This is a genomic window from Kribbella sp. NBC_00662 (assembly GCF_041430295.1).
Lineage (GTDB): Bacteria > Actinomycetota > Actinomycetes > Propionibacteriales > Kribbellaceae > Kribbella.
This window is the reverse complement of sequence record NZ_CP109029.1, coordinates 4827737-4853240: the sequence shown is the minus strand read 5'-3', so window position 1 is coordinate 4853240 and position 25504 is coordinate 4827737. Positions and strand designations below refer to the sequence as shown.

Annotated in this window: 29 protein-coding genes and 2 tRNA genes; 15 read left to right on the top strand and 16 right to left on the bottom strand. The window is 67.3% G+C overall.

Annotation, left to right across the window (positions count from 1 at the left end):
• Positions 1–10 precede the first annotated feature (10 nt).
• The gene (locus OHA10_RS24405) at positions 11–841 is read right to left on the bottom strand and encodes a phosphatase PAP2 family protein (protein WP_371401086.1); all 831 of its coding nucleotides are present in this window, start codon (positions 839–841) and stop codon (positions 11–13) included.
• A gap of 166 nt (positions 842–1007) precedes the next feature.
• Here OHA10_RS24405 and OHA10_RS24400 point away from each other — a divergent pair, with 166 nt between their 5' ends.
• Positions 1008–2186, top strand: coding sequence for an MFS transporter (locus tag OHA10_RS24400; protein ID WP_371401085.1), 1179 nt, complete (start codon positions 1008–1010; stop codon positions 2184–2186).
• On the opposite strand, the gene OHA10_RS24395 is transcribed toward OHA10_RS24400, so the two are convergent.
• From OHA10_RS24395 to OHA10_RS24380, 4 genes are read right to left on the bottom strand one after another with little or no spacing between them, the layout of a single operon-like run.
• A complete protein-coding gene (locus OHA10_RS24395; protein ID WP_371401084.1) occupies positions 2156–3040 on the bottom strand; it encodes a neutral zinc metallopeptidase in 885 nt (294 codons plus the stop codon). The genes OHA10_RS24400 and OHA10_RS24395 overlap by 31 nt on opposite strands.
• On the bottom strand, positions 3037–3456 hold the full coding sequence (locus tag OHA10_RS24390) for an aconitase X swivel domain-containing protein (protein WP_371401083.1): 420 nt from the start codon (positions 3454–3456) through the stop codon (positions 3037–3039). The genes OHA10_RS24395 and OHA10_RS24390 overlap by 4 nt, the downstream gene beginning before the upstream one ends.
• Entirely contained in the window at positions 3453–4664 is a 1212-nt protein-coding gene (locus OHA10_RS24385) for an aconitase X (protein ID WP_371401082.1), read from the bottom strand. Before OHA10_RS24385 ends, OHA10_RS24390 begins: the two co-directional genes overlap by 4 nt.
• Positions 4665–4667: 3 nt before the next feature.
• Entirely contained in the window at positions 4668–6635 is a 1968-nt protein-coding gene (locus tag OHA10_RS24380) for a S41 family peptidase (RefSeq protein WP_371401081.1), read from the bottom strand.
• A gap of 128 nt (positions 6636–6763) precedes the next feature.
• Between OHA10_RS24380 and OHA10_RS24375 the strand changes: the two genes are divergently transcribed.
• Positions 6764–7468: a M50 family metallopeptidase gene (locus OHA10_RS24375; protein WP_371401080.1), complete on the top strand. Its 705-nt coding sequence runs from the start codon at positions 6764–6766 to the stop codon at positions 7466–7468.
• On the opposite strand, the gene OHA10_RS24370 is transcribed toward OHA10_RS24375, so the two are convergent.
• The gene (locus tag OHA10_RS24370; protein WP_371401079.1) at positions 7465–8190 is read right to left on the bottom strand and encodes a DUF5995 family protein; all 726 of its coding nucleotides are present in this window, start codon (positions 8188–8190) and stop codon (positions 7465–7467) included. The two genes, OHA10_RS24375 and OHA10_RS24370, sit on opposite strands and share 4 nt — an antisense overlap.
• 24 nt (positions 8191–8214) lie before the next feature.
• Here OHA10_RS24370 and OHA10_RS24365 point away from each other — a divergent pair, with 24 nt between their 5' ends.
• Positions 8215–8802: a hypothetical protein gene (locus OHA10_RS24365; RefSeq protein WP_371401078.1), complete on the top strand. Its 588-nt coding sequence runs from the start codon at positions 8215–8217 to the stop codon at positions 8800–8802.
• On the opposite strand, the gene OHA10_RS24360 is transcribed toward OHA10_RS24365, so the two are convergent.
• Positions 8799–9830: an aldo/keto reductase gene (locus tag OHA10_RS24360; protein WP_371401077.1), complete on the bottom strand. Its 1032-nt coding sequence runs from the start codon at positions 9828–9830 to the stop codon at positions 8799–8801. The genes OHA10_RS24365 and OHA10_RS24360 overlap by 4 nt on opposite strands.
• A 50-nt stretch (positions 9831–9880) precedes the next feature.
• Here OHA10_RS24360 and OHA10_RS24355 point away from each other — a divergent pair, with 50 nt between their 5' ends.
• The gene (locus tag OHA10_RS24355) at positions 9881–10381 is read left to right on the top strand and encodes a DUF664 domain-containing protein (RefSeq protein WP_371401076.1); all 501 of its coding nucleotides are present in this window, start codon (positions 9881–9883) and stop codon (positions 10379–10381) included.
• On the opposite strand, the gene OHA10_RS24350 is transcribed toward OHA10_RS24355, so the two are convergent.
• The 3 genes from OHA10_RS24350 to OHA10_RS24340 are packed head-to-tail and all read right to left on the bottom strand — an operon-like array spanning position 10374 to position 13167.
• Positions 10374–11489, bottom strand: coding sequence for a hypothetical protein (locus OHA10_RS24350; protein ID WP_371401075.1), 1116 nt, complete (start codon positions 11487–11489; stop codon positions 10374–10376). The two genes, OHA10_RS24355 and OHA10_RS24350, sit on opposite strands and share 8 nt — an antisense overlap.
• The gene (locus OHA10_RS24345) at positions 11489–12358 is read right to left on the bottom strand and encodes an exodeoxyribonuclease III (RefSeq protein WP_371401074.1); all 870 of its coding nucleotides are present in this window, start codon (positions 12356–12358) and stop codon (positions 11489–11491) included. Before OHA10_RS24345 ends, OHA10_RS24350 begins: the two co-directional genes overlap by 1 nt.
• 32 nt (positions 12359–12390) lie before the next feature.
• Positions 12391–13167, bottom strand: coding sequence for a uracil-DNA glycosylase family protein (locus OHA10_RS24340; protein ID WP_371401073.1), 777 nt, complete (start codon positions 13165–13167; stop codon positions 12391–12393).
• A gap of 111 nt (positions 13168–13278) precedes the next feature.
• Between OHA10_RS24340 and OHA10_RS24335 the strand changes: the two genes are divergently transcribed.
• From OHA10_RS24335 to OHA10_RS24300, 8 genes are all read left to right on the top strand, one after another.
• Complete coding sequence (locus OHA10_RS24335) at positions 13279–14787, top strand: amidohydrolase family protein (protein ID WP_371407986.1); 1509 nt, start codon at positions 13279–13281, stop codon at positions 14785–14787.
• 47 nt (positions 14788–14834) lie between these two features.
• The gene (locus tag OHA10_RS24330) at positions 14835–15164 is read left to right on the top strand and encodes a metalloregulator ArsR/SmtB family transcription factor (RefSeq protein ID WP_350850863.1); all 330 of its coding nucleotides are present in this window, start codon (positions 14835–14837) and stop codon (positions 15162–15164) included.
• Positions 15151–15657, top strand: coding sequence for an SRPBCC family protein (locus OHA10_RS24325; RefSeq protein WP_371401072.1), 507 nt, complete (start codon positions 15151–15153; stop codon positions 15655–15657). Before OHA10_RS24330 ends, OHA10_RS24325 begins: the two co-directional genes overlap by 14 nt.
• Positions 15658–15755: 98 nt before the next feature.
• Positions 15756–16640 carry an RNA polymerase sigma factor RpoD/SigA gene (locus tag OHA10_RS24320; protein ID WP_371401071.1) on the top strand — a complete coding sequence of 295 codons (885 nt, stop codon included), beginning with the start codon at positions 15756–15758 and terminating at the stop codon, positions 16638–16640.
• 42 nt (positions 16641–16682) lie between these two features.
• A complete protein-coding gene (locus OHA10_RS24315) occupies positions 16683–17222 on the top strand; it encodes a hypothetical protein (protein WP_371401070.1) in 540 nt (179 codons plus the stop codon).
• 93 nt (positions 17223–17315) lie between these two features.
• Positions 17316–17388: transfer RNA gene (locus OHA10_RS24310), tRNA-Asn, on the top strand.
• Between the two features lie 181 nt (positions 17389–17569).
• Complete coding sequence (locus OHA10_RS24305; protein ID WP_371401069.1) at positions 17570–18064, top strand: DUF4232 domain-containing protein; 495 nt, start codon at positions 17570–17572, stop codon at positions 18062–18064.
• A 95-nt stretch (positions 18065–18159) separates the two neighbouring features.
• Positions 18160–18822 carry a hypothetical protein gene (locus OHA10_RS24300; RefSeq protein ID WP_371401068.1) on the top strand — a complete coding sequence of 221 codons (663 nt, stop codon included), beginning with the start codon at positions 18160–18162 and terminating at the stop codon, positions 18820–18822.
• Positions 18823–18903: 81 nt separating this feature from the next.
• On the opposite strand, the gene OHA10_RS24295 is transcribed toward OHA10_RS24300, so the two are convergent.
• Positions 18904–19041 carry a hypothetical protein gene (locus tag OHA10_RS24295; protein ID WP_198681893.1) on the bottom strand — a complete coding sequence of 46 codons (138 nt, stop codon included), beginning with the start codon at positions 19039–19041 and terminating at the stop codon, positions 18904–18906.
• Between the two features lie 127 nt (positions 19042–19168).
• Here OHA10_RS24295 and OHA10_RS24290 point away from each other — a divergent pair.
• Positions 19169–19242, top strand: a tRNA-Ile gene (locus OHA10_RS24290).
• 578 nt (positions 19243–19820) lie between these two features.
• Here the strand turns inward: OHA10_RS24290 and OHA10_RS24285 are convergent.
• The 4 genes from OHA10_RS24285 to OHA10_RS24270 form a co-directional block, all read right to left on the bottom strand.
• Entirely contained in the window at positions 19821–19955 is a 135-nt protein-coding gene (locus tag OHA10_RS24285) for a hypothetical protein (protein WP_371401067.1), read from the bottom strand.
• Positions 19952–20410 carry an Rrf2 family transcriptional regulator gene (locus tag OHA10_RS24280; protein ID WP_371401066.1) on the bottom strand — a complete coding sequence of 153 codons (459 nt, stop codon included), beginning with the start codon at positions 20408–20410 and terminating at the stop codon, positions 19952–19954. Before OHA10_RS24280 ends, OHA10_RS24285 begins: the two co-directional genes overlap by 4 nt.
• On the bottom strand, positions 20407–21270 hold the full coding sequence (locus OHA10_RS24275) for an MBL fold metallo-hydrolase (protein ID WP_371401065.1): 864 nt from the start codon (positions 21268–21270) through the stop codon (positions 20407–20409). Before OHA10_RS24275 ends, OHA10_RS24280 begins: the two co-directional genes overlap by 4 nt.
• 180 nt (positions 21271–21450) lie before the next feature.
• Positions 21451–22224 carry an alpha/beta fold hydrolase gene (locus OHA10_RS24270; RefSeq protein ID WP_371401064.1) on the bottom strand — a complete coding sequence of 258 codons (774 nt, stop codon included), beginning with the start codon at positions 22222–22224 and terminating at the stop codon, positions 21451–21453.
• Positions 22225–22785: 561 nt separating this feature from the next.
• Here OHA10_RS24270 and OHA10_RS24265 point away from each other — a divergent pair.
• Together OHA10_RS24265 and OHA10_RS24260 are read left to right on the top strand one after the other, a co-directional pair.
• Positions 22786–23313 (top strand): hypothetical protein, encoded by a 528-nt coding sequence (locus OHA10_RS24265; protein WP_371401063.1) that lies wholly within the window; start codon positions 22786–22788, stop codon positions 23311–23313.
• A gap of 257 nt (positions 23314–23570) precedes the next feature.
• Positions 23571–24389: an LLM class flavin-dependent oxidoreductase gene (locus OHA10_RS24260; protein ID WP_371401062.1), complete on the top strand. Its 819-nt coding sequence runs from the start codon at positions 23571–23573 to the stop codon at positions 24387–24389.
• 32 nt (positions 24390–24421) lie between these two features.
• On the opposite strand, the gene OHA10_RS24255 is transcribed toward OHA10_RS24260, so the two are convergent.
• A complete protein-coding gene (locus tag OHA10_RS24255) occupies positions 24422–25471 on the bottom strand; it encodes an aldo/keto reductase (protein WP_371401061.1) in 1050 nt (349 codons plus the stop codon).
• Positions 25472–25504: the final 33 nt, after the last annotated feature.

The following is a 25504-nucleotide window of genomic DNA, read 5'->3' as shown; positions in this document are numbered from 1 at the left end:
AGGCCGAGGCTCAGGGCCGGCTCGAACTGATCGGGCTCTGGTTCGACATCGGTGCGGCCGCAGCCAGGCTGGTGCTCGAGCGCGAACCGTTCCTGATCCGCGCCGACGACGAACTGTCGAAGATCAGGAGCAGCGGTACCGCGAGCGCGATCGCGACCAGACCGTCCAGCCAGTAGTGGTTCGCGGTCACTACGACGACCGTGAAGGTGAGCAACGGGTGTGCGATCCACAGCCAGCGCCACCGCGATCGGGTCGCGCGGATCAGGAACACCGCGACCATCAGCGCCCAGCCGACGTGCAGACTCGGCATCGCGGCGAACTGGTTCGCGACCCCGGAGTGCGTGCTCGGCCCGTAGACCGACTGGCCGAGCAACACTCCCGTGTCCACCCAGCCCGGCATCATCCGCGGCGGCGCGAGCGGGAACAGCATGTGCCCGATCAACGCCAGGCCGGTCAGTGACGCGAGCGCCCAGCGCGCCCTCCCGTACTCGGCCGGGCGGCGGATCATCAACCACAGCAGAACCATCGCCGTCAGCGGGAAGTGCACGGTCGCGTAGAACAGGTTCGCGACCCGGGCGAGGCCGTCGACCTGAAGGGCGTGATGCTGGAACGTCGCCTCGCTCGGCAACCCGAGCCAGGCCTCCCAGCGGATCAGCTCGTGGGCGTGCTTGAACGCCGACCCCGAGTGCTCCGCCGACAGGAACCTTCCCAGGTTGTAGACCCCGAACAAGACCCCCAACAGCGCTACCTCGCGGACGATCCGCCAGACACCACCGCCCCGCTTCCGCCCCAACTCCGGAAGCGCGGGTTGCCCCACCCGGTCCAGAGTCATCTGCGCCATGCCGACCCCCAGCCTCAAACCGAACGCTCGTTCTCTGAAATTCCACCTTGCGCCTGAGGCTCCGCCCAGATCAAGAACGGTCATTCGTTTTGCACTGTGATCCTCACCTCACAGCGCTGAGATATCGGCTGGCGCCGCAGCGTTGTGCCCGGAAGGATCGACCGGCATGGAGACGGTCTTCATCCGGTGGACCTGGATGCGCGCGGTCCTGCACAACGGATGGTGGCTGGTCACGAGCGTCTACCTGGTCGTCGACGCCGGCCTCTCCCCGGCCGAGCTGGTGCTGATCGGGTCGGTGCAGAGTGCGTTCGCGCTCGTGTTCGAAGTACCGGCCGGCGTCATCGCCGACACGATCAGCCGCAAGTGGTCGCTGGTCATCTCACAGGTGCTGATGGGTACGGCGATGCTCGCCACCGGACTGTTCGAGTCGTTCCCGGCGCTCCTCGCGACGCAGGTGCTCTGGGGTATCTCGTGGACCTTCGCGAGCGGATCGGACGTCGCGCTGATCACCGACGAGCTCGATCGGCCCCACCGGATCAACCTCGTCCTCACGCGCGCCGCCCGCGCACAGCTGACCGGCGCCGCGACCGGCCTGATCACGCTCGGCCTACTCGCCTGGGCGACCCGGCGCGACACGACGATCGTGGTGGCCGGGGCCGCGATGATGTCACTCGCTCTGTACGTCGCACTCCGCTTCACCGAGCACAACTTCGTCCCGACCCGCACGGCCCGCTGGTCGACGTCCTGGACCACGTTCGTCCGCGGCGTCACGCTCGTACGACGGAGCCGCGCGATCATGCTGATCTTCGCCGCGACCTTCCTCGTCAACGGCGCCTCGGATGCCGCAGGCCGCCTCAGCCAGAAGCAGCTGCTCAACCTCGGTCTGCCGGAATCGATCCTGTGGTTCACGGCTCTCGGCGTGGTCGGGCTGATCGTCGGCGCGCTCGTGCTGCGGCTCGTCACCAATCGCATCAACGGCAGCCACGCCGCGACCGACTACGCGCTCGCGGCGCTAGTCGGCGTACTCAGCATGCTCCTGCTCGCGTTCGCCGGCGATCCGGTCCTCGGCGCGATCGCCGTCGTACTCCTGAACGGAATCGTCAACCCGCTGACCCGCGTGATCAGCACGATCTGGGTCAACACCCGCACGACCGCAGACATCCGCGCGACAACGCACTCGTTCCTCGCGCAGCTCGAATACCTCGGCGAAATCGTCTGCGGCCTCACGATCTCCACCCTCGCCGCCCTCACCACCCTCCCCCTCGCCCTCACCGGCTGCGCCCTCCTCTTCGGCGCAGCCGCCGTGCTGATGCGTCAGCTGACGAGCGACGAGCCGGCCGTGTAGGTGTTGCACGCACCGGGACTCGCCGCGTCGAACCCAGCCGTCGTCCAGTACCCGTGGTTCTCGCCCTTACCGTGATCGTGCTCGTCGTCGATCGTGTTCCGGATGACCAGTCCCCAGACATCGAGCCACTCCGGGGAGACCGGAAAGTAGTTGCGGTCGGCACCGATGTAGACGCCGCTGTAGCACGAGGCCTGCAGCTCCATCCGCCGTGTGTCCTCGAGGTGCGCGTCGACGCCGTTCAACGCCACCTCCCGGTCGTACAGGGCCGCGAAGGCGCCGGTGAGCGCCTGGACGTGATGTCCGTACTCATGCCCGATCTCGAGCGCCATCCACGCGTGTGCTTCGTCGGGATCCTCGCGATACATGGCGAGGTGGGTCTCGGCATCCATGTAGATCGTGTCGCCGCAGTAGTAGTCCCGTCCGTCGTCAACGGTGCACGGTGACGACGGCGACTGCCCGAGCACCACCACGAGTTTCGGAGGCTTGAAGGTGAAGCCCGCCTTCCGGATCGCGGGCGCCCAGGCTGTGTTCAGACACGCGACGTACTGCGTGAAGTACGCCCGCACATTCGCCAGGGAGGTCGGCTCGTACGCAGGCTCTGCGCACCTCGCAGACGGCAGCTTTCCGATCCGGTAGATCGGGTTGCGGGTCAGCGCCGCCGGCAGGGGCGGCGCTGACGTCGGGGCTGTCGAGTCACTTCCGGGAGTATCGCTGGTGGTCGGCAGACCGGAACGTGCCTTGGCAGCTGCCGACGCCGCGGCCGCATCGGCGTCGGAGACGGTGTTCTTCGACGTACAGCCGGTGAGGAGGACTACTGCTGCGGCACAGATCGCGATCAGACCCCGTGGATTCACGGGGTGAATGTAGACCAGGTGATGGTTGCGTTGGTCGAGGTGGCAACAACCTGCAGTAGTGCCTGGTCCGGGATGGCGTCGTGGGGAGCTACTACGACCGGGAGGTTGAGGTTGTAGAGCTCGGCGGCGACGAGGGCGCCCAGCGGGATGATTAGGTCCGGGCGGGTCAGGATGATGGCGGCGGGTGCCGTGCGGGCGCGGATCTGTTCGGCCAGGACGCTGGAGGCGGAGCTGGAGCCGCGGCCGGATTCCATCAGGAGGATGCGGCCGGTGAGGAGGGCGCCGCATTGCGGGTGGTGGGCGTCGACGATGCGTCCGTGTTCGTCGGTGCCGCCCCAGAACGAGAGCGGTGCGGTGAGGCGGATGGGCTCGCCGGTCGCGGTACCGGGATGGAGAGTGCGGCCTTGGATGATCACGCGAGGACCACCCGGCCGGCGCGGGCCGAGGTGACACATTCGGCGAGTGAGCCGAGGACCGCGTTGACGTTGATGTTTCCGGGTGCGTAGTGCGCCCACTTGCCGGAGTTCGTCATCACGTTCTTCCACTCCGGCGAGAGGATCGCGGTGACATACGTGCAGGTGTCGACGACAACAGTCACTCCCGCTTTCTCCAGAACGTCGAGCGTTGGTCCCAGGCGATCCCGGGTCGCTCGGCCGGTCGACAGGTAGAACGGCACCTTGAACGGCGGCCCGTCCGACACCAGCTCGGCGAGTCGCAGACATTCGGCGTACGACGCATGCGGCGTACCGACGCTGACCGCGTCGAGCTCGCCGGTCGTCGACAACTCCCGCCTGACCCGCTGCAGGACGGCGAGATCGACCTCGTATATCGGCAGGTCGGCGAAGTCACTCGGCGCCTCCGGCGTGACGCCGACCGCGTGGAACAGCGCGACTCCCCCAGCCGATGCCGCCGCAGCACCGAATGCCTTCAGGTCGTCCTCGGTCACCTGCTCCGGAATCCCTACCAGCACAGGGATTCCGGCACCCACCACCGAACCGATATGGTGCCCGAGCAACGGATACGCCAGCTCCTCGTGCAGGAAGTCGCCCAACGGCCGGCAGTCGAACACCACGGTCCCCCGCCGCGCCTCGGTCGTCTGCAGCCCGGCGTACGGCGCTCGTCCGGTGATCGCCGCGCAGACGTCGAGGAAGTCGCCGTACCGATCCGTGCGGGCGCCGAGGACCGAGTTCGCGAACACGATCGCGTTCGACTCCGCCCACGCGATGTGCTCGCCGAGCGCGGGCCGGTTCGGGAGCTGGTACGGCGCGCAGGTGAACGTCGGCGTACACCCGAGCTCGACGTACGCCGCCATCAGCTCCCGCCCCGCCGCAGCGAGCTCCTGATCGCGGACCAGGGCCGGATGGATGAGGTCCATCGAGCCGACGTTGAGCGTTGTCGGGACGCGTACGCGGGCACCCAGGTCGACGAGGCGGTGGGCGAAGTCGAGGCTGACCTGACCGTGGTACAGGCACGAGTCGACGTGCGCGGACGTGATCTCGACGAGCCGCGGCGCATCCGAGATCCGCGCCTGGCCGACGATCACCCGCATCGCGAGCGCCACACCGTCCCCGTCCCGACCGCCGAGCATTGCCTCTTCCTCGGCGGTCAGGTGAAGGGTCTGCATACCTCAGACGGTAACCCGCCGGCTCGCGACCAGAACTCCCGACGCGTACCCGTCGGCCCGCAGCAGCGCGCCGGCGTTCGCGTCGAGGATGTCGATACTGAGCGGTCCGGTCAGATCCTCGGAGCTGATCGGGCGCTCGTCGAGATAGATGTCGACCCGGTCGATGCTCTGGGCATCGATCGCGACGGTCAGCGTCGTACCGCTGATCGACGTCTTCAGGTCGAGCCGGCGGACCGGCCGCGCCGCGAGCAGCGCGCCGGCCTTGTTCAGCAGGTCGACGTTGCCGTCGAGCAGGTCGGCCCTGGTCATCCGGTGCGTCTCGTGCGGCTTGACGCCGAGGTCCTCGACCGGCGTACCGGCGAGCTTCCCGACCCGGAGAGTACGGCGGATCGCGACCCGCAGGTTCGCGCCGTTCGGCAACGCGATGTACGGCGAGGTCTCGTCAGGTGGCGGCGGCTCGTTCAGGAGTGACGCGAGCAGACCGTGCGTCCAGACGTTCGCGCCGCCCGCGCCGGTGTTGTCGTCGACGCCGAGGATCGTGCCGATCTCGTGGTCCGCGAACCCGGCCGTGAAGATGTCGGTGGCCGAGTAGACCCGCGCGTCGGTGATCAGCACGACCGGCCCGTGGTAGGTCTGCCCGACATCGTTCGCCCCGTCCTCCGGCGTGATCGGCTTCGCCGCGGAGTACTGCGCACCGGTCTCGATCGCGAGGTCGAGCGAGTCGAACCACGGACCGAGATCGATCCCGGACGGGTTGTCCTTGTGCCGACGGCAGATCTGCAGGTTGAGCGGCGTACTGATGAACTGGACCGGCTCCGGCGAGATCCGCCGCGGCGTCATCGTCTGCAGGGTGAACTCACTGGCGTAGATGTGCCCGCCGCCGTTGTCGCGTACGTCGACGATCAGGCCGTTCTGCGGCAGGATCGCGGCGAGCCGGACGAACTCGTCCCGGAACGCGACCGGGTCCTGCACGCTGAACGTGAAGATCCGCAGGTGCCCGAAGTTGCCGGACGACGTGACCACCTCGCGGGCCCGGAAGACGCCGGGCATCGTGGTCGGCAGGTCCGCGCCGGTGACGGCGGCCGGTGCGGCCAGCTCGGCGGAACTCTGACCGCGTTCGAGTTCGACGACGTCGCGGACGTACAGCGCCTTCTTCGCCCGGGACTTCTCGTCGGAGTCGAGGTCGAGACCCATCAACGCCGAGGCTTCGGTGACCGCGTCGAGGTCCGTCATCGGCGGGAGGTTGGTGGCGACCTTCCACTGCTCGCGGAGTTCCTGGTTGGAGCCGTCGAGACCGATGTACGTCAGCGTCACCCAGTCCTCGTCGGGCGGGGACTGGATCACGAGCGGGCGCAGCGTCAGCGATTCGAGGCCGCGGGCGAGGTTCGCGGCCTCGTTGCTGCCGGCGAACACCGCGCCGTTGAGGGCGACCGCGCGGGCGATCGGCGTACCGTTCCAATGCGTCACCTCGGCGCCCGGGCCGAACTGCGGCGCCTGGTAGCCGGTGACGGTGCGGGTGATCAGATAGTGCTCGATTCCGTCGGGGTCGTAGCACTTCTCGATCATGAACGGCAGGAACGCGATCTTCCCGGCGAACGGGACCGGCAGCAGATAGTTCGTGTGCAGATCGCGGACCGAGTGGAAGATGCTCGACATCTCGCGATGGAACATCCACTCTTCCTGCATCGTGTCGTCGGTCTGGCGCTCCATCCGGGCGCGCAACACCCGTAGACGTTGCAGCGGGTTGACCGCGTGCATCGCGACCTTGAGCGGCAGGTGCACGTAGTTCTCACTGAGCAGCAGTAACGCCTGATCCACCAGCAGTTTTCGCTGGTCGAGAGTCAGCGTCCCGGCGGAGTTGAGGAAATCGGCCAGCGGCACGGCCGTCGCTTCCTTGACGGCTGCCGTGGTCCCTCGTCTCGCGGCGGTCTTCTTCGCTGCAGCAGCGGTCTTCTTCCCCGTGCGTGTCATGGTGCGTGGCTGAGACATGTCTTCCCCCAAAGCGAAACGGCCCCTCCCCCGCGATCCCTCCACCGTCGTCCGCACACCAGACGATGTCAACGGCGGGCGGTTGACCACCTGCCTGTAAGGATGTGCGGGTGAGTGAGTTCTGGAACAGCATCACGTCGGTCCAGCCCGAGCCGTCCCTGCGGTTGGTGATCGGGACCGGGGTGGTCGCACTGCTGCTGATCGCCTGGCGACCGTTGTGGAAGTACACGCGGCAGGTCGTGACGATCGCGCACGAAGGCGCGCACGGACTGATCGCCGCACTGGTCGGCCGGAAGCTCGCAGGGATCAGACTGCACTCGGACACGTCCGGCGTGACCGTGTCACGCGGTAAGCCGACGGGCGCCGGCATGATCGCAGTACTGCTCGCCGGCTACCCCGGCCCTGCGCTGTTCGGCCTGGCCGCGGCGTTCGTGTTGAGTCGCGGGTACGCCGTTGCGCTGTTGTGGGGACTGTTGCTCGCACTGGTGATTCTGCTGCTGCAGATCCGCAACTTGTTCGGACTCTGGTCGGTGCTGGTGTTCGGCGCTCTGGTGTTCGGTGTGTCGTGGTGGGGGTCGGCTGAGGTACAGACCGCGTTTGCTCACCTGCTGACGTGGTTCCTGCTGTTGGCCGCACCGCGGGCGGTGCTGGAGTTGCAGCGCTCACGGCGTGGCGGGCAGGGGCGTAGCTCGGACGCCGATCAGCTGCGTCGGCTGACTGGTGTGCCGGCGTTGCTGTGGGTCGGAGTGTTCGGACTGGTGACGCTCTTCTGCCTGGCGGTCGGTTTCCTGTGGTCCGGCGTACTACCGAGCTAGACCGGTGGCAGCGTCACGCCGAACCCAGTCACTGCTAGTCGGAGCAACACCTGGCCGGGTCTGAGGAGGTCGGCGACCTTGGCGGCGCTCAGCACCTCCAGCTCGGCCAGTCGCTGCTCGTAGGTGCCGGTAACGCGCGCCCGCTGCAGCTCGAACGTGTTGTGCCACACCTTCTGCCGGGACTCCCGCAGGAAGCGCTGCGAGGCCAGTCGGTTCAGCGGGGTGAGCAGTTGGTCCAACAGGCTGCGCACTCCGGTCGCCGCCAACTCCTCGTCCTCAGCCGCGACGCGCGCCGACAACACCCCGTCGATCCGCTCGTGATCCCGGCGCCGCCGATCCATCAGAGCCGGATCCAAAAAGTCCTCATCACCGATCACCGCAAGCAAGGCCTGCGGCAGGTCGTAGTTCACATGCGCATTGATCCCGAGCAGAACATGCCCCAACGCAGGTAGCTCTGGGGACGCCTCGAACGCCAACCGCCAGGGCCTGGGCGGCAGATCCGCGTCGTGAGCCTGCAGATACAGCTCCGCGAACTTGACGTCCCACACCTCGACCCAGTCGGGATCCTCGAAGCAGGCGTCCTCGATCGCCTTCCCCACCGCCTGCGTCGTCCGCAGGTACGTACTGAGGAAGAACCGCCGGTGAGCGAGACCCTCCGGCAGCTCGCCGAGACGCTGCTGCATCCGCGCGACTACATCCGCGATCAGGCTACGATCGTTCATCGGATCTCCTCAGGGGGAGGGATCATGCGTATCAGAACAGGTCCACTGTCCTTCGACCCGGTGGTCGTCGGCAACCGCGAGACGGATGCCTGGGCCGCCTACTACCGGCACGAGTGGCGCGAATTCCTCGTCGCCGCGGTCGGCATGGTCGCCGCCGGCTTCGGCATGCCACCGCACCGAACCCTCTCCGGCGCCTGGTACGTACTCCGCGCCAACCAGGTCTGGGCGCCGTACCCCGACAACCAGCCGGACGTGGCGCGCGCCTACATGCGCCGCTTCTACGAGCTGGTCGCCGCCTCGAGCGGTCTGCTCTTCGACCCGGCACGCGCTGCCGGCTTCGAGGTCGAGTGGTGGCGCGTCCACCGCGAGCACCAGCACTCCGACGACGTCACCGAGGAACACCTGGAAAGCGCGTTGATCGACCTGTACTCCTACGTGTACGACGCCGACCGCGACGCAGTGCGCCGGGCAGCGCGCAAGCGGGTCGAGGCGATGGACCTGTCGGACCGCTGGGTCCGAGCAGGATGCGATCGCGACGACCCGCTGCTCGCAGAGGAGCGGCGTGCACTGGTTGCGTCGTACTCCGCCCTCCGCGTTGCCGTCGACGGCTAGGAACGTCCGCCCGCGATCGGCCGACCGCGCTGCGCCACGCCGGGACCGCCGTACGGGTAGTCCGCCGCGCCCGGGTCGCTGGCCGCGTCCAGCTTCTCCGTCTCCTCCGCGGTGAGATGCAGATCCGCCGCCGCGAGGTTGTCGTCGAGCTGCTCGAGCGTGCGCGCGCCGAGGATCACCGACGTGACCGTCGGCCGGTCCACGAGCCAGGCGAGCGCCACCTGCGCCATCGAGATCCCGCGAGCCTCGGCGATCTCCCGGAGCGCATCGACCACGTCACGGACCCGCTGGTTGCGGCTGCGCCGGTACCAGGACTCGACGCCGCGGTCCGGGTTCTCGCCGAGACGAGTCGCACCGGTCGGCTCCTCGTCGAACGAGTACTTCCCGGTCAGCCAGCCGCCGCCGAGCGGCGACCACGGCAGCAGCCCCAGCCCGTTCTCCTGCGCGGCCGGCACGATCTCCCACTCGATCTCACGGACGAGCAGGTTGTACTGCGGCTGCAGCGTCACCAGCTTCGACCAGCCGCGGTACCCGATCAGGTCGCACGCCTTCTGCAGCTGCCACCCGGTGAAGTTCGACAGGCCGCCGTACGCGATCTTGCCGGCTCGTACGGCGTCCTCGAGGAAGCTCAGCGTCTCCTCGAGCGGCGTGACCGGGTCCCACGCGTGCAACTGGTACAGGTCGATGTGGTCGACACCCAGCCGGTCGAGCGACGCGTCGAGCGCCTTCCGGAGATGGATGCGCGACGTGCCCACGTCGTTCGGTCCGTCACCGGTCGGGAACCGGCCCTTGGTGGCCAGTACGACGTTGTCGCGGGCGGAGCTCTTCGCCAGCCAGCGCCCGACGATCTGCTCGGACACGCCGCCGGAGTACACGTCCGCGGTGTCGATGAAATTGCCGCCGGCCTCGATGTATCGATCCAACTGCACATGCGAACCGGCTTCGTCGGTCTCGCTGCCGAACGTCATGGTGCCGAGCGTGTAGGTCGAGACCACAGCGCCGCTCAGGCCCAGCGTGCGATATTCCACGGTTGCTCCCTCTCTCAGAACTGTCCCTGTCGAAGACTACGGTGGCCGGTATGAAGACAAGTGAGCTGCTGCTGGATGCACACAGCCGGGTCCAGGAGGTCCTGCACGATGTCGTGACGGGGCTCGACGACAAGACTCTCGCGGCGCGACCGGGTGATTCGGCCAACTCGATCGCTTGGCTCGTCTGGCACCTGACCCGGGTCCAGGACGACCACCTCGCGGACGCGGGTGGGTACGACCAGGTGTACACGGCCGACGGCTGGCACCAGCGGCTCGGCCTGCCGCTCGACGCGGCCGACACCGGATACGCGCACACCTCCGACCAGGTGGCGCTGGTCCAACTGTCTGCCGACCAACTGCTCGGGTACTACGACGCCGTGCACGCGCGCACCGCGCAGTTCCTAGAGACCGTGACCGACGACGGTCTGGACCGGATCGTCGACAAGCGGTGGAACCCGCCGGTCTCGCTCGGCGTGCGACTCGTCAGCGTCATCGACGACTGCGCGCAGCACGCGGGCCAGGCGGCGTACGTGAAGGGCCTGCTCAGCTGAGCGTGGTCTGCCAGAGCGAGGTGCCGGCGATCAGGTAGAGCTTGTGATCCGGCATCAACGCGGCGGCGGTCACCTGACCCGCCGGACCTTGTGAGTCCTGGACTGTCCAGTGACCGTCCTGGTCCGTGAGCACCTCGACCTTGTTGTCCTGGGCAACGATCTGGACGATCTTGCCGCCGTCGACGACCGGCGGCGGCAGCTTGTCCTTGTCGCCGACCGGGATCGAAGGGACGCCTTGAAGGCGCTTCGCCGTACCCGATGCGTCGAGCTGCCACATCGCGAGCCGGCCGTCGACGTACCCGGAGATCACGCAGTCCTTGTCACACGTTGCCGTGTTGGCCTGGCTGCGGTTGCCCGGCTCGGGCAGGACGATCCTGGACCAGCCCTGGTTGAGCTTGGTCGATCGCCAGACGGCAGCCTCCTGAGCGACGACGTTGGGCGCGAGTCGCACCTGCGAGCCGACGATGACGATGCTCTCGCCGAGCGTCGTACCGAAACCGGGGCCGACCAGGAGATTCGGCGTACTCTGCAGGGCCGTCTTGGTCGGATCCTGCCGGGTCCACCTGTTCCCCTTGGGCAGCCAGACCATGGCGTCGTTGCCGGTCACCACGCCGCCCCAGGAACCGAGCAGCGCGCGACCGCTCGGCGTGATGACTGCGCTGTAGAGGTCGCCCGCGGTCTGGCCGCCGAACGTGAAGAAGTCCTGTGGCTGCTCGATCAGTCCGGTCTGGGGCGTGCCCGACCACACCGTCCAGCGGGTGTTGGAGTGGGCGCCGCCGGCCGCGCCGCCGAGGGCGAGGAGCTGCTTGCCGTCGTACGCGATCGAGTACCAGATGGCTTCGAACGCGTACGGGCTGGCCGGGTTGGGTTTGACGGTGATCGGCGTGCGTTTGCCGCTGCTGTCCTGGAGCAGCAGCTCCGGGACGACCTTGGCGCCGCGATGGCGCAGACCGATGAGGAGCTGGTCGCCGTGTGCGGTCAGCGTGACAGGCTCCGCCGGGGTGTCGACCTTCGTCCACGCGACCGGGCCCGGCGCCGGCGGCTTGTCGTCACTGCAGGCGGTGAGGGTCGCGAGTACGAGGATCGCGACTGCAGCGAGGCGGCGCATCAGCGGCTCTGCGGGAGCTTGGTGGTCTTCTTCCGACCGGTCCGCGGCGCGGACGGCGGTGGCACGACCGGGCCGATATCGCCGTCCGGTGCGGTGTCGAGATCGATGATCACCGGGGCGTGGTCGCTCGGCCCGGTGCCCTTGCGGGCCTTGCGGTCGATCCACGCGGCCTTGACGCGCTCAGCCACCGGATCGGTCGCGAGCATCAGGTCGATCCGCATGCCGAGGTCCTGGTGGAACATGCCGGCGCGATAGTCCCAGTAGCTGAAGATGCGGTCGCTCGGCCAGCGGTCGCGGACCACATCGTGCAGGTCCTTCGCGGCCATCAGCTCCGCGAGCGCCTGCCGCTCGGGTGGCGTCACGTGCGTCTGGCCGACGTACGCCGCGGGGTCGAACACATCGGCGTCGGTCGGGGCGATGTTCATGTCGCCACAGACGATCTGGTCCGCAGGACCGGTCGCGATGACCTCGGTCAGGGCCGCGAGCCAGGCCAGCTTGTAGTGGTAGTGATCGGAGTCCGGGACGCGCCCGTTCGGCACGTAGAGCGAGTGGATCCGGATGCCGCCACAGGTCGCCGCGACCGCGCGGGCCTCAGGATTCGGGAAGCCGGGCGCTCCGGCGACACCGGTGACGACGTCCTCGAGCCCGACCTTGGACAGGAGGGCGACACCGTTCCACTGCGGTTCGCCGTACAGCCCGATCTCGTAGCCGCGGTCGATCAGCTCGGCGCCGAGCAGGGCGTTGAAGGCGTCGTCGGCGAGCTTGGTCTCCTGCAGGCACACGACGTCCGGCTGCCGCTCGTCGAGCCAGTCGAGCAACCGCGGCATCCGCTGCTTGACCGAGTTCACATTCCAGGTCGCCACTCGCATCCGACCAAGGTAGCGGCCCCGGGGGACAACTTTCAGCCGAGCTTGGGCGCGCGCCAGACGAGAGTGTTGAGAAGGTCGGTCGACGGACGTTCGACGCTGTTGTTGTGACGCGGTTTGTCCTGACGTCCCCAGGCGTCGTCACCGAGCCACGGCGGTACTCCGAACGGCAGGTCCCGCGCCGGGATCGACGCGTAATCCGACTCCAGGAACTTCGGCCCGTAGTTCGGTACCGCGTTGTCGCCGTCCGGATCCGGAGTCACGATCGCGCGCAGCTCCGTGACCGCCTGACGCCAACTGTCGACGAGCGCGGACGGGTTGCGGCTCGACGGATGCGGCACCTCGAAGACCGGGACATCCGGCCTGCCGTCCCACATCTGCAGCGCCGCGCGGGCCTGGACGCCGAACGCGACGATCGCCTGCAACTGCGGGCCGGTGATCAGGTCGAGCAGGGTGTTGCGCCAGCTCAGCTGATCGGGCCGGGCCAACAACGGCGCGGCCTTCTGCGCGCGCGACGGTCTCAACGCATACGCGTAGGCGTTGACGAGCGTGTAGCTGCGGGTCAGCCCGAGCTTGGTCAGGAAACCTTGGACGCGTTGGCCGGCATCCCCCACCAGCGTGCGTCCGGCGACACGCTCGGTCGGCCCGGGATCGGACGCGATCGCGAGCAGCCGGGCCGTGCGGTTGAGCCGGCCGCGGTAGAAGACCGGGCCCCAGTCGTACCAGAACAATTCCTGGAAGTCCGCATAACTCGGGACTTTTGCGAAGTGCCGCGCCACCGTGGCCGGCGGGCCCGCATCGAAATCGGCCATCGCCATACCTCCCCCTCGACGATCCGTGACCTTACGCTCGAGATCAGGGGCGGCACGGGGAATTCTACGGGAGGGCAAGCCATGTTTGTACTGCGTGGAACCGTGGTGACAATGCGACCGGACGGACAGGTTCTTCCCGGCGGCGCGGTGTACGTCGGCGATGACGGGCTGATCGCGGCGGTCACGCCGATCGACGCGGTACCGGCCGGATTCGAGAACGCAGTGCAGCTCGCTGCCGGTGGGCTGATCTATCCAGGGCTGATCGATCTACACAATCACTTGATGTACAACAGCCTGCCGTTGTGGACCGAGCCCGCGCGGAAGAAGCCGTGGACCTCGCACAACCAGTGGGGCAACGCGCCGACGTACAGCGCGCAGATCAGTCAGCCGGCCCGGCTGCTCGGCGCGGCCGCGGGGCGAGCCCTGCTCAGGTACGTCGAGACGCGCGCGATCATCGGCGGTACGACGTCGATCCAGGGGAACCCGCGCGGCGCCGTACCGCCGGACAACGACCTGATCCGGAACGTCGACTCGGAGAAACTCGGCACCCACGACGACTTCATCCGGGTCAGCACACTTGTTGCCGACAGCAAGGAAGCGCTCGCGCCGTACGCCGCGGCGGTGGCGGCCGGGCGGGGATTCATCGCGCATTCGGCGGAGGGGTCGGATCCGAAACTACGGTCCGAGTTTCAACTGCTCGAAGCTGTTGATGTCGTGAAACCGCAGTTGGTGGCGATTCACGGCGGCGCGTTGAACGCGGACGATTTCGCTGCCATGCGCGCGGGGAATTCGACGCTGGTGTGGTCGCCGTTCTCGAACCTGTGGTTGTACGGGGCGACCGCGGATGTGCGGGCAGCGCATGCCGCCGGGGTGCGTTTGTGCCTCGGATCGGACTGGGGTCCGTCGGGGACGCGGAATGTGTTGTGGGAGTTGAAGGTCGCGGATCTGTGGAACAAGACCCAGTCGGTCTTCACGGACGAGGAACTGGTCCGGATGCTGACGTCGAATCCGGGCGACGCGCTGTCCGGCGTGTGGCCGCTGCCGCTGGGGCGACTGGAACGCGGCGCGCTCGCCGATCTGATCGTCGTCCGCCGTACCAATCCGGACTTCTACCGCTCGCTGATCGTCGCTCGCGAGGCAGACATCCGCCTTGCCGTCGTCGGTGGACGCGCCCGCTACGGCGTGCCGTCGCTGATGAACCGGCTGGCGCCTGCTGCCACTCGCATCAGGACCGGGAAACTGTCCCGCTTCATCGACTACGGAGATTCGTCGGTCACCTTCGACACGGTCCTCGCTGATCTCGAGAAGGTCCGCCAGGACCCCGCCGGCGCCGCCGCGCGTGCCGCAGCCACCTTCGCCGCGCTCGCCGCCACCGCCCCGGACGCGTTCTCCCCCGATGCGACCGCCTCGCTCCCGGCCGAGACGTTCGTACTGCTGCCCGACATGCCCGCACCCGAGCTCGACGATCAGTTCCGTCGCCGCGGTCCGGCCGGTGCCACCCCGCCCGCCGTCACGATCCCAGCGCCGGAGCCGCTGGTCACCGGATCGGCCTGGTTCGACGCTGTCGATGCCAATCCGTTCCATCAGGGTCTGCTCAGCGGGCTCCGCGCGTACGCCTGAGATGTATTACTTGAAGTCTATATACGCTTCTGGTAATACTTCTCGTCATGGACGTGTTCGAGGCGATCGCGGAGCCGAGCCGGCGGGAAGTACTCGATCTGCTCGCGGAGCGCGAGCGACCGGCCGGTGAGCTCGTCGAGCATCTGCACCGGCTGACCCAGCCGGCCGTGTCGCGGCATCTGCGGATCCTGCGCGAGGTCGGGCTGGTCGACGTACGTCCCGAGGGTCAGAAGCGCATCTATGCACTGCGGGCCGACCGGCTGATCGAGATCGAGAACTGGATCAGCCGGTACCGCAAGTACTGGCCGCGGCACCTCGACGCCCTCGAGCAGCATCTGGCCGACAATCCCGAGGAGCCCCCGCATGACCGCACCTGACCGCATGGGCGAGCTCACCATCGACGGCGACCGCACGACGATGACCTTCCGCCGCCACCTCCCCTACCCGATCGAGCGCGTCTGGGCCGCGTTGACCGATCCGCTCGAACGCAAGGCGTGGTTCGGCGAGACCGTGATCGACGGGCGTGCCGGCGGCAACATCGAGATGATCCCGACCGATCCCCCGGCTGCGCCGGACGCCAAGCGGCTGACCGGCCGGATCCTGGTCTGGGAGCCGCCGTACGTGCTCGAGCACGAGTGGCACCAGCGCATCGTCGACGACAGCGTCGTGCGCTACGAGCTCCGGCCGGACGGCGACGGGACCTTGCTCACCTTCACCCACACGGGTCTGTCCGAGCAGAACGCCCGCGGCTTCATCCCCGGCACGCATGCCTTCTTCGACCGGCTCGAAGCCTGGCTCGACGACGCCGAGATCCCCGACTGGTCGGACCGGTACGCCGAGCTCGCGCCGTCGTACCCAGCCTGGAGCTGACTTCGGGTAGTTATCCACATACTCGAAGTCATGGGTCTGTGGGCCGTCCGATCACGGCACTCTCTTTGGCAAGGAGATTGACGGGGAGAGGGGATCGGATGGCAGATCTCGACTGTGAGCCGGCGGACGTGACTGCGCTGGTGGCGTACTTGCGGGATATCGGGCAGCACGAGCTACTGACTTTGGAGGAGGTGAGCGAGCACTCGTACTGGATCGAGGCCGGTCTGTTGGCGGCGGAGCAGTTGCGCGGCGATCCGGGGCGAGCGGACGCGAGCGACCTGCGGCGGGTGGTCACGCTTGGGAGGCGCTCCTGGCACCGGATGATCGAGGGCAACTTGCGGCTGGTCGTGTCATTGGCCCGGAGGTACGCCGGGAAGGGTATCTCGCTGCTGGATCTGATCCAGGAGGGCAACATCGGGCTGATGCGGGCTGTCGAGCGGTTCGATCATCGGCTCGGGCACCGGTTCTCGACGTACGCGATCTGGTGGATCCGCCAGTCGATCGGACGCGCGATCTCGGACAGGTCGCGGCTGGTCCGGATGCCGGCCCAGGCGTACGCCGACGCGTCCCGGGTCGGGGCGAGCCGCAACGACCTCACACAGCAGCTGGGGCGCGAGCCGACCAACCCCGAGCTGGCGCACGCGACCGGCCTCACCGTCGCCCGGGTCGAGCGCGCCCAGGCGTGGCGGATGCAACCCGAGACGCTCGACGCCGACGACTCCGACTCGGTGATCGACGACGACCCGATCGTTCTGCGTGCTGCCCTCCGCCGTGACCTCGCTCACCATCTCCAGTTCCTCGACGACCTGCATCAGTCCGTCCTGCTGCACCGCTACGGCCTCCAGGGCCGAATCCCTTGTACTCCTGAAGAAACGGCTACCCGCCTGGACCTGACCACCGAAAGAGTGCGCACCCTGGAACGCGAAGCCCTCCGCCACCTGCGCCGCCGAGCGCTCCCCCAGCTCCGCGACTACGTCGCCTGACCCTCGACCCACCGACTTGGAGCCGACTGGGATGATGAACATGTGAGACTTCTCCGCACCTCCTGGCCGCGTGAGCTGGCAGACGCCGTCTCGGCAGCCGCCCGCCGGTCGACCGGGAGCAAGGAAGACATCCTGGCTGCCGTCCAGCTGACCAACGGTCGCTGGGCCGCCGGCACGCGGACAGCCGTCTACCTGCCGTCGGACTCGACGGACGCCGACCACCGGGTCGGCTGGGAGCAGATCGAGCGCGCCAGCTGGGACTCCGAGGCGTCGGTGCTGCACATCTACGAGACCACCGACTTCGGCACTCCGCTGCGCGCGACCGAGCTCAAGGTCGAAGACCCGGGACGCTTCGGCCAGCTCCTGCGGGAGCGCGTCGACGCGAGCATCATCGTGCAGCGCCACGTGCCACTGGCCGGCAAACGCGGCGTACGCATCGTCGGTCGCCGGAATCCGGCCGTCACGGACGCCCCGGTCACCTGGAACCTCGTTCTGGACAAGGGATTGGAGCCCGATCAGCCGGGCGTCGTGGACGCGGCCGAGGCCGCGCTCCGGCGGGTCCGCGACGAGTTCGGAATCTGACCCCGCAGGCAGCCGAATCCCGTTTTTGTAGTTCGCTGCGCGCCTGCTAACCTACTCAGGTCCTCAGGGTTTCGGGGTCATGCAGCACCACGATCCCGCGTAGCTCAATTGGCAGAGCAGCCGGCTGTTAACCGGCAGGTTACTGGTTCGAGTCCAGTCGCGGGAGCAACAACCCAGCCGGTCTCCTCTTCAAGGAGCCCGGCTTTTTCGTGCCCTCCAGGCGCAGGTAGGTTCGACGAATGCACCGTCGCGCCCAGGTGGGGCTTCTCGCCGGACTGCTACTCCTCACCGCTTGCGGCACCGAGAGCGCAGCTGTGACGACAGACAGCAGACCGTCCCTCACACAGTTGACGCCCCGGCCGCTCGGCCCCACTCCCTTCACCACCGTTCACCCCGATCCGACTCCCGCACCGCCGCGGCCCACGTGCCTGGCCTCCGGGGCCTCGATCACCGTCGGACCGGTCGCCGCGGCCCTCGGCCACCGCGCATCGGTCGTGAAGCTGACCAACTGCCGCTCCACCCCGATCACCGTCGACGGCTACCCCGACATCGTGGTGCTCGACGCGGACCGCCGGGCGATGAACGTGACGATCAGCCACGCCACGTCGTACATGGCCATCGACCCAGGTCCGACGAAACTGGTCCTCCGCAAAGGCGAAACTGCCCTCGCTGCCGTCTCGTGGTCCAGCACGGTCGAAGCCGGCGAGGACAAAGCGTCCGGCACCTACCTGGCCGTTGCGCCAGGCAAGGGACAGCATGCGGTCGTCTGGCCGGTGGACACCGACCTGGGTACGACCGCGAAAGTCACGCTGACCGCGTGGTGCCGGAAGTTCCCCACCTGAATCAAGGGCTTGATAGTGGCCTAGACCAACACTTTGCCGGTACGTTCCTCTGCAGATCCCGAGGGGGCCTCGGGGATGGAGGGGAAGGAAACCCTGTGAACGTCAAGAAGTTCCTGAACACCAAGAGCGGACGGCTGCTGGTCGCGGCCGTGCTCGGGGCCGGCGTGCTGGTCGGTGTCACGGTTGCCGCGAACGGCGCCGTGAAGCCGGACTGCAAGAGCCTCTCGTACCCGCTCTGCCCGCGCTCGGTCGCCGCTTCGCAGGTTGTGGACAACAGCCTGCCCGCGAGCAAGATCGTGCCGGCCGACCGGAACGCCTTCCTGAAGGACACCGACGTGTACGGCAAGTCCGGTGTCGCGAAGGACTTCGACCCGGTGGCGATCGCGAAGATCGGCGGGTCGTTCAAGACCAACAAGACCAAGGTGGGCGAGTTCACCCTGCAGCCGGGCACCTGGCTGCTGAACTCGACCGCTTTCTTCGCCCGCACCACCGCGGGTGCTCCGGGCACGCGGCCGCAGCTCGCGCTCCGGGTCGGCGCCTCCAACACGGCGTTCGGCACCGACTACGGCACGATCCTCGGCGCCGAGATCTCCCCCGCGAAGGACCGCGAGCTGACCGGCGCGACCGTGAAGGTCGTGACAGTGGCCAAGGCGACCACCGTCGAGATCTTCGCCTTCGGCTACAACGACGACGGCAGCGCCGCCGGCGGCGGCGAGATCACCGCCTCCGCCTCGGTCGCCGCCGTACGCGTCGGCTGACCGTCACCGCGTGAGCAAACGAGGCCCTGACCGCACCCAGCGGTCGGGGCCTCCACACGTCTCCGGGCCTTCGGCGCTCGCCTACTTGCCCTTCTTCCGATCGATCGCCCGCTGAATCCGATCCTGCGGCTGCCCGAGAATCTTCGCCAGCAGCGGCACGCGATACTTGTACGCCGCGATCGCGCCTACCACGATCACCAGAAAAATGAACCAGCCCATGGGAGTTCCTCTCATTCGGACTGCCTCCATCATGCCCGGTGAGTGGTCACCAGCACTCCGTAGAACCCCTGACCCCACCCTGGTTTCACACCCCACCCCCACCAACCCGATACGATCACCCGCACACGGGGCGGTAGCTCAGCTGGTTAGAGCAGGGGACTCATAATCCCTGGGTCACGGGTTCGAGTCCCGTCCGCCCTACCCCGCATCACCGCAGGTCACGGCCATATCAGGCCGTGACCTGCGACCGATCCGGCCGCTCCGTGACATGTCCCATGCCATGAACTCGTACCGCATCGAGGAAGCCGCGGGAGCGGCAGCGTGGCAACATCACCGTGCTCGCGGCCGGGGCGCTGCGGGTGCGAGTGTGCGCCGGCCAGGACCCCATGAGGAAGAAGCGCTTCTACCTGTCTGCAACCGTGCTACCCGGCCTGCGGCCGGCACAGGACGCGGAGAAGCTCAGCCCCGTTTCCTCAACCCGATCGACGAAGGGCGGACCCCAAAGACCCGCTCCAACGTCGGCCAGCTCATCGTCAAGTACTTCGAGGCTTGTCGACCGGCGTCGAGATCCTCGATTCGTTCTACGCCGAACTCCGCCGCTGCCGCCTTTACTGCGACGGGAAAGAGTTCATTGAGCACCGCACGGTGGCGCCTCATCAGTGCGACGAATACGAGGGCAACCGCTGCCTCCGCAACAACCCTCAGGGATGCCGGCGGTGCCGCCGCATGTGCAAACCGCACGTGTGCAAAGGTCTCGGCGCCTCGACCGTTCGCCAGATTCACTGGTTGAGCAGCAGGGTTGACGATTCGGAGTACTGGCGCGGCTGGTCGGGGACCATCGCACCGGCGGTGAACTGCGCGGTGTTGAAGCTGTCGGTGCTGCCCCGCAGTTTCCGCGAAGCCGCCGCTGTCATTGAAAGCCGTTCTCCACCGTGTAATGGGATGCTGCCAGCGTCGCATCCAGTGATGCTGCGATCGTGACGGCGGCGAGGCGTTCGTCGGCTGCGCGTTCCGCCTCGCGGTAGACCTCGCCGAGGGTGGGCCGGATACTGCGGCCGATCGGGCAGTTCTCGGACGGCGGCGAGGTGTGCAAGCCGAACAACGGCCCGTCGTCGAGCGCGCGACGTACGTCGGCCAAGGTGATCTCGTCAGCGGGCCGGGCCAGTGCCCAGCCCGCGTTGGCTCCACGGTGCGAATGGACGAGTCCGGCGTCTCTGAGGCGGCCCAGCAATCGGCGGATCAGTACCGGATTCGTCTTCACGCTGCCGGCGATGCCGTCCGAGGTCGCCGCGCCGTCGTTCAGTCTGGCGCGCAGCTCGATCCATTCCAGCGAATGAACGGCGAGCGCCAGTCGGGAGTTCGCACTCATGCGCTTTGTCCGGCGACCGGAGCTCCCATGACGAGTTTCGCCGTACCCCATGCGGAACCGACGTTCGTTCGTCCCGGCTGCTCGGCGAGCAGTTTCCGGTAGAAGTCGAGGGCGTCCGCGGAGGTCGCCGCGATCTCGTCGACATCGCGCAGGTAGTCGATGGTCGCGTCGATGTCGGCGGGCGAGTCGCCGTTCTGCGGCTGCTTGTGCCCGCTGACGACGAAGGCAGGATTCAGTGCCTTCAGTTGCTCCAGAGCGTGAATCCAGTTCTGCCGAGTCGCCGGGGTGGTCTCGGCGAGGTACGGATACGTGGCGTTGTAGACCACATCGCCGGCGACGAGCAAGCCGAGGCTGGGCACCCACAGCGACGTGGTCGACTCGGTGTCGGTTTGACCTGTCTCGATGATCCGCAGCTCGTTTCCCTCGAGCTCGAAGGTGTCGCCGTCGAGGGTTTCCGGGAACTCGATCGCAGGGATCTGACCGGGGAACAGCTTCTCCCAGAAGCCTGCGACGTACTCCGGCGAGGCCTGGATGCGCAGTTGTGCGATCGTTCCCTCGGTGGCCAGGATGCGAGCCTCCGGGAACGCTGCACGCAGCGCCCCGATGCCGAACCCGTGGTCGCCGTGGCCGTGCGTGAGGTACACCGCGGTGAGCTCCCTGTCGTGCCCGCGGACCCACTCGATCAGCCGCTCGTTCTGCTCGACGGTGGTGTACGTGTCCACCAGAACGGCGTCCCGCTCACCCCAGATCAGCGTGGCGCTGTTCGCCACCCACCGCAGCTCGACATCACCTTCAGGCAGATCCCGTGTCACGCCTTCACGGCGCACGGTCATCACTTCGTAGTGCAGTTCGTTCGACACGGTGTCGACTCCTCTCGCGTACAGCCAATGTAACCAGAATGGTTACGATTCACAACCTGGCGATCCGTCGGGTAACCGCAGGGCGACGACTTACAGAACAGGACGGACGCTGGAGCCGAGCGGTCGCCCGCCAAGAGCAGGTAGAGCAAGACGGCGCCAACTATCGCGGTTTGCGGCCGATCAAGAACGGGTGCCTGCGAGCCAAGCGATCAAACGGTCCTCGACTGCCGAGTGATCTGCGATGTGGCCGCCTGGGGACCAGACCGCCTCGGCGTCAGGGATGCCTGCGACGAGCCATTCGGTGTGCTGGCGGGGAATGCCTTCGTCTTCGGTTCCGGCCATGACCTTGGTCGGAGCTTTTACCTCGTCGAGTGTGAAGCCCCAAGGCACCGACAGCGAGATGAGGTCGTCGACGTAGCCAGCCGGCCCGTTCACGATGCCCTCTCGAAAGGTCTGCACGAGCATGTCGTGCAGCTCTCCGGACAGCTCAGGCACCGGGTCAGGCTTGTCGAGCCACGCACGCAGTTCGGGAAAGTCATGTTCGGCAAGCCAGGCCGCGTCGTGGGCTGCCGGCCGCTCCCACTCGCCCACCTCGGCCTCGGGCATACCAGCGAAGAAATCGAGGTCGGATGCGGTGTACTCGGCGGGGCTGAGTTCGGTGACACAACGCGTGACCCGCTCAGGCAGCCGGGCAGCCACGCCGAGCGCCCGCGGGCCGCCCGCCGAGATTCCGAGTACGGCGAACTCGTCGATCCCGAGCTGGTCCGCGATCAGCGCGACGTCATCCGCGGCGTCTACGACCCGATGGCCGGGACGACGCGTCGACAGCCCGTATCCGGGCACGTCATAGGTGATCGCGCGGACCTGATGCCGCTCGTAGACACCGCCGATGTGCCGCAGGTACCGACTACCCGGACAGCCGTGCAGCACGAACAACGGCCGGCCATCACGCACACCCCACTCCGCGTACGCAATGGTTCTTCCGTCCGGTGCTGTCACAAAGGCCGTGTCCACCATCGCCCTACCCCCAAACTCACAGTACGACCAGATCGTCCGTCAGAGGTACCCAACCGCCAGTCCCGAAGACGCCGACTGTCGAGCTGACGAGCCAGCCGACGCGGAGCCGTCGGAAGCCATAGCTCGGGCCGAAGAGGTGGCTTGCGCTCGACGCTGTAAACAACCAGTCGCAAACAAACCAACGACGCGTGGCACTAGCTGCTCTCAGTGAACGCAGTACTGCATCAAGCCGCCTCGTCGAATGACGACCATCGGCCGACGATCATCAACCGAGAGTTGCCCGCTATGGACCGATGACGTGACTATGCGTCACTCTTGGTCGATCAATTCAACGCCGCCAGGCGCAGTCGCTCAGCGGCCAGGCGCACGTGGCGATCTGTGGGGGGACCACATGAGCCAAGACGACTCGGATCAGACCGGGGAAACAAGAAGCGCGGCCGAATCCGTGCATTGGCGAGCCATCCGCTTCTGGTGGCTGTCGTACCTGCCGTGATCGGCGTGGCCGCCACGCTCTTCCTCGGCGCTAACGGACAACTCCCGGCGGCAGTGAGACCTGAGCCCTCGGTTGTGATCACAACAGCTACCACGACTGCTACCACGACTGTCACGGCGATTGCCTCTCCCGCCGACACCGAGTCGTCGACCCCGACCACCAGCGGCGCGGCGCCGGAGGTAATGCACGCCGGGAAGCTCGACCTGGCGCTCAACTCCTCGGCCGACCTCGACAGCCCCTCGAGCGATGCAACGTGGCGGGTGGTTTCCCTGCCCCAGGGCGCGTCCGCAGACATCAGTTGGCAAGGCGGGGGACTGTTCGTCCGCCACGACGCACAAGGCTTCGTCAGTGGCACAAAGAAGCCTGACTGCCAGACCTCGTCAGGCTACGGAACAAGCTTCCTGCACCTGAAGGACAAGCCGCTCGGAACGTACCTATGCATCTATTCCAGCGAGAAGCACTACTCGCTCCTCAAATTGACGAGGTTCGCCGGGAACGACGGGGCCTCGTTTGAGGTGACGACATACAACTGAGCGACCGGTCCGACTGCCGGCGATTTGATCGGTGTTCACCGACGGTTGACGCATTTGGCTGCAGAGGCTGACGGGCAACCTGCGGCCACGCGCACACGGTTCGTCCGGCACATACGGCGGCCGCCGAAGCTGTGCCGGACGGACGACTGCCCCGCTCACGCCGGCGATCTGCCTGCGGCTCGATGTCGGATTCCGGGTTGTGGGTTCGTGGATAGAGCAACTGGACGAACGACGTCCCAGACTCAAGGAGAGCCACGATGAACGACCAGGCCAGGCGAGGAGCCAGACCTTTCCGATTCGGTGTCGTTGCGCCGATCACGTCTGATGTGGCGGCGTGGCGGGATCGGGTGCGGCGGATCGCCGACAGTGGTTACTCGACGTTGCTGATGCCTGACGTTCCTACGTGGCAACCGTCGATCGGGCCGACACTGGCGACTGCGGCCGCGATCGCTGACCTGCGGGTCGGTTCGTGGGTCTACGCCGCCGCGCTGCGCGAACCATGGAGTACGGCGTGGGAGGCCCACTCGCTCTCGGTCCTCACCGAAGGTCGCTTCGAGATGGGCATCGGCGCCGGCCGGCCCGGGATCGAAGTCGAGCTGGGGCTGCCTGCCGTCTCCGCGGCTGAGCGTCGCGCCAGGATGCGCGAGACCGTTGCCGCGCTGCGCAAGTTCGACGGTCCCGATCTGCACACGCCGGTTGTCATGGCGGTGAGCGGCCCGAAGTCGCAGGCGCTGGCGGTCGAGGTCGCCGACGCGGTCACGTTCGTACTCGCAACGGACGATGATCGGACCGAAACCACGAACCGGGTTCGCGACTTTCCTGACGACCGAGACATCGAACTCGGCCAGCACATCGCCGCCGTCGGTGACGTCGTCGCCCCGTTCATGGCGGCGCCCAACCTCGACACCGGGGCTCTACGCGCGGCCGACTCGCTGGTCATCCTTCCGAGCGACCCCGCGGCAGCCGCCGAAGAAATCCAGCGACGCCGCGAGGAGATCGGCTTCTCCTACTTCGTCATCGGCGCCAACTCCGCCGACACACTCGCCCCCGTCGTCAGCCAGCTAGCCGGAAAGTAGGCGGTGTCCGACCGACGCAGGTTTTTGCCGCGTTATGCCGGGACCATGCCTGGGATGCGGCGGCGAATGGCGTCCAGCTCGGCCTCGTCGGAGATGCCCTGCCAGTCGTAGCGCGGGGTGTACGGCGCTTCAAGGGCTTGTACGTCGTCGTCGGTGAGCTCGAGGTCCAGTGATGCGACGGCCTCGTCGATCTGGCGGATCGAGCCGGCCCCGACCAGCGGTGCGGTAACGACCGGCTGGCGGCGCAGCCAGGCGAGGGCGATCTGTGCACGGCTCACGCCATACCGAGACGCGACCTCACCGACCGCGTCGATGATCGCGCGGTTCGACGCCTCCTGCTCGGCCGGGTACAGCAGGTCCGCGTAGGCCCCATCGGTCTCGGAGCGTGCCGTTGACGTTGCCTCGTCCCAGCCGCGGGCGAGGCGGCCGCGAGCCAACGGCGACCAGATGATCGTGCCGACCCCCTCGTCCAGGCACAGCGGGATCATCTCCCGCTCCTCCTCACGCGCCAGCAGGTTGTAGTGATCCTGCATCGACACGAATCGCGCCCACCCGTTCTGCTTCTGCAGATGCAGCGCCTTCGCGAATTCCCAGGCGTGCATCGACGAGGCACCGAGGTACCGCACCTTGCCGGCCTTGACGAGATCGCTGAGCGCCTCGAGGGTCTCCTCCCACGGGGTCGCGTGATCGTTGCGGTGAATCTGGTACAGGTCGATGTAGTCCGTCCCGAGACGCCGCAGAGAATGCTCGACCTCGGTCATGATCGCCTTGCGGGACAGGCCGCGACCGTTGGGGCCGGTGCGCATCGGGTGCCGCAACTTGGTCGCGATGACCACGTCGTCGCGATCGGCGAAGTCCTTGAGCGCGCGGCCGAGGATCTCTTCGCTGGACCCGTTCGAGTACAGGTTCGCGGTGTCGAAGAAGTTGATGCCCGCCTCGACGGCGTGCTGGATCAGCGGCCGCGCCTCGTCCTCGCCTTTCGACCACACCGGATGCCCCCGATCGGGCTCGCCGTAGGTCATCGCGCCGATCGCGATCGGCGACACGTCCAGGCCTGTCGCGCCGAGCTTGATGTACTTCATGATGCTCCTCTAAGCTATGTGGAGAGTTCTCCA

What these genes read in the sequence shown, in the direction of transcription:
- OHA10_RS24260 (WP_371401062.1), top strand. Translation starts at nt 23,571, where the DNA reads ATGAACGACCAGGCCAGGCGAGGAGCCAGACCTTTCCGATTCGGTGTC.
- OHA10_RS24355 (WP_371401076.1), top strand. Translation starts at nt 9,881, where the DNA reads ATGAAGACAAGTGAGCTGCTGCTGGATGCACACAGCCGGGTCCAGGAG.
- OHA10_RS24295 (WP_198681893.1), bottom strand. Translation starts at nt 19,041, where the DNA reads ATGGGCTGGTTCATTTTTCTGGTGATCGTGGTAGGCGCGATCGCGGCG.
- OHA10_RS24370 (WP_371401079.1), bottom strand. Translation starts at nt 8,190, where the DNA reads ATGAACGATCGTAGCCTGATCGCGGATGTAGTCGCGCGGATGCAGCAG.
- OHA10_RS24325 (WP_371401072.1), top strand. Translation starts at nt 15,151, where the DNA reads ATGACCGCACCTGACCGCATGGGCGAGCTCACCATCGACGGCGACCGC.
- OHA10_RS24350 (WP_371401075.1), bottom strand. Translation starts at nt 11,489, where the DNA reads ATGCGCCGCCTCGCTGCAGTCGCGATCCTCGTACTCGCGACCCTCACC.
- OHA10_RS24405 (WP_371401086.1), bottom strand. Translation starts at nt 841, where the DNA reads ATGGCGCAGATGACTCTGGACCGGGTGGGGCAACCCGCGCTTCCGGAG.
- OHA10_RS24380 (WP_371401081.1), bottom strand. Translation starts at nt 6,635, where the DNA reads ATGACACGCACGGGGAAGAAGACCGCTGCTGCAGCGAAGAAGACCGCC.
- OHA10_RS24255 (WP_371401061.1), bottom strand. Translation starts at nt 25,471, where the DNA reads ATGAAGTACATCAAGCTCGGCGCGACAGGCCTGGACGTGTCGCCGATC.
- OHA10_RS24335 (WP_371407986.1), top strand. Translation starts at nt 13,279, where the DNA reads ATGCGACCGGACGGACAGGTTCTTCCCGGCGGCGCGGTGTACGTCGGC.
- OHA10_RS24280 (WP_371401066.1), bottom strand. Translation starts at nt 20,410, where the DNA reads ATGAGTGCGAACTCCCGACTGGCGCTCGCCGTTCATTCGCTGGAATGG.
- OHA10_RS24330 (WP_350850863.1), top strand. Translation starts at nt 14,835, where the DNA reads ATGGACGTGTTCGAGGCGATCGCGGAGCCGAGCCGGCGGGAAGTACTC.
- OHA10_RS24365 (WP_371401078.1), top strand. Translation starts at nt 8,215, where the DNA reads ATGCGTATCAGAACAGGTCCACTGTCCTTCGACCCGGTGGTCGTCGGC.
- OHA10_RS24320 (WP_371401071.1), top strand. Translation starts at nt 15,756, where the DNA reads ATGGCAGATCTCGACTGTGAGCCGGCGGACGTGACTGCGCTGGTGGCG.
- OHA10_RS24400 (WP_371401085.1), top strand. Translation starts at nt 1,008, where the DNA reads ATGGAGACGGTCTTCATCCGGTGGACCTGGATGCGCGCGGTCCTGCAC.
- OHA10_RS24385 (WP_371401082.1), bottom strand. Translation starts at nt 4,664, where the DNA reads ATGCAGACCCTTCACCTGACCGCCGAGGAAGAGGCAATGCTCGGCGGT.
- OHA10_RS24340 (WP_371401073.1), bottom strand. Translation starts at nt 13,167, where the DNA reads ATGGCCGATTTCGATGCGGGCCCGCCGGCCACGGTGGCGCGGCACTTC.
- OHA10_RS24345 (WP_371401074.1), bottom strand. Translation starts at nt 12,358, where the DNA reads ATGCGAGTGGCGACCTGGAATGTGAACTCGGTCAAGCAGCGGATGCCG.
- OHA10_RS24285 (WP_371401067.1), bottom strand. Translation starts at nt 19,955, where the DNA reads ATGACAGCGGCGGCTTCGCGGAAACTGCGGGGCAGCACCGACAGCTTC.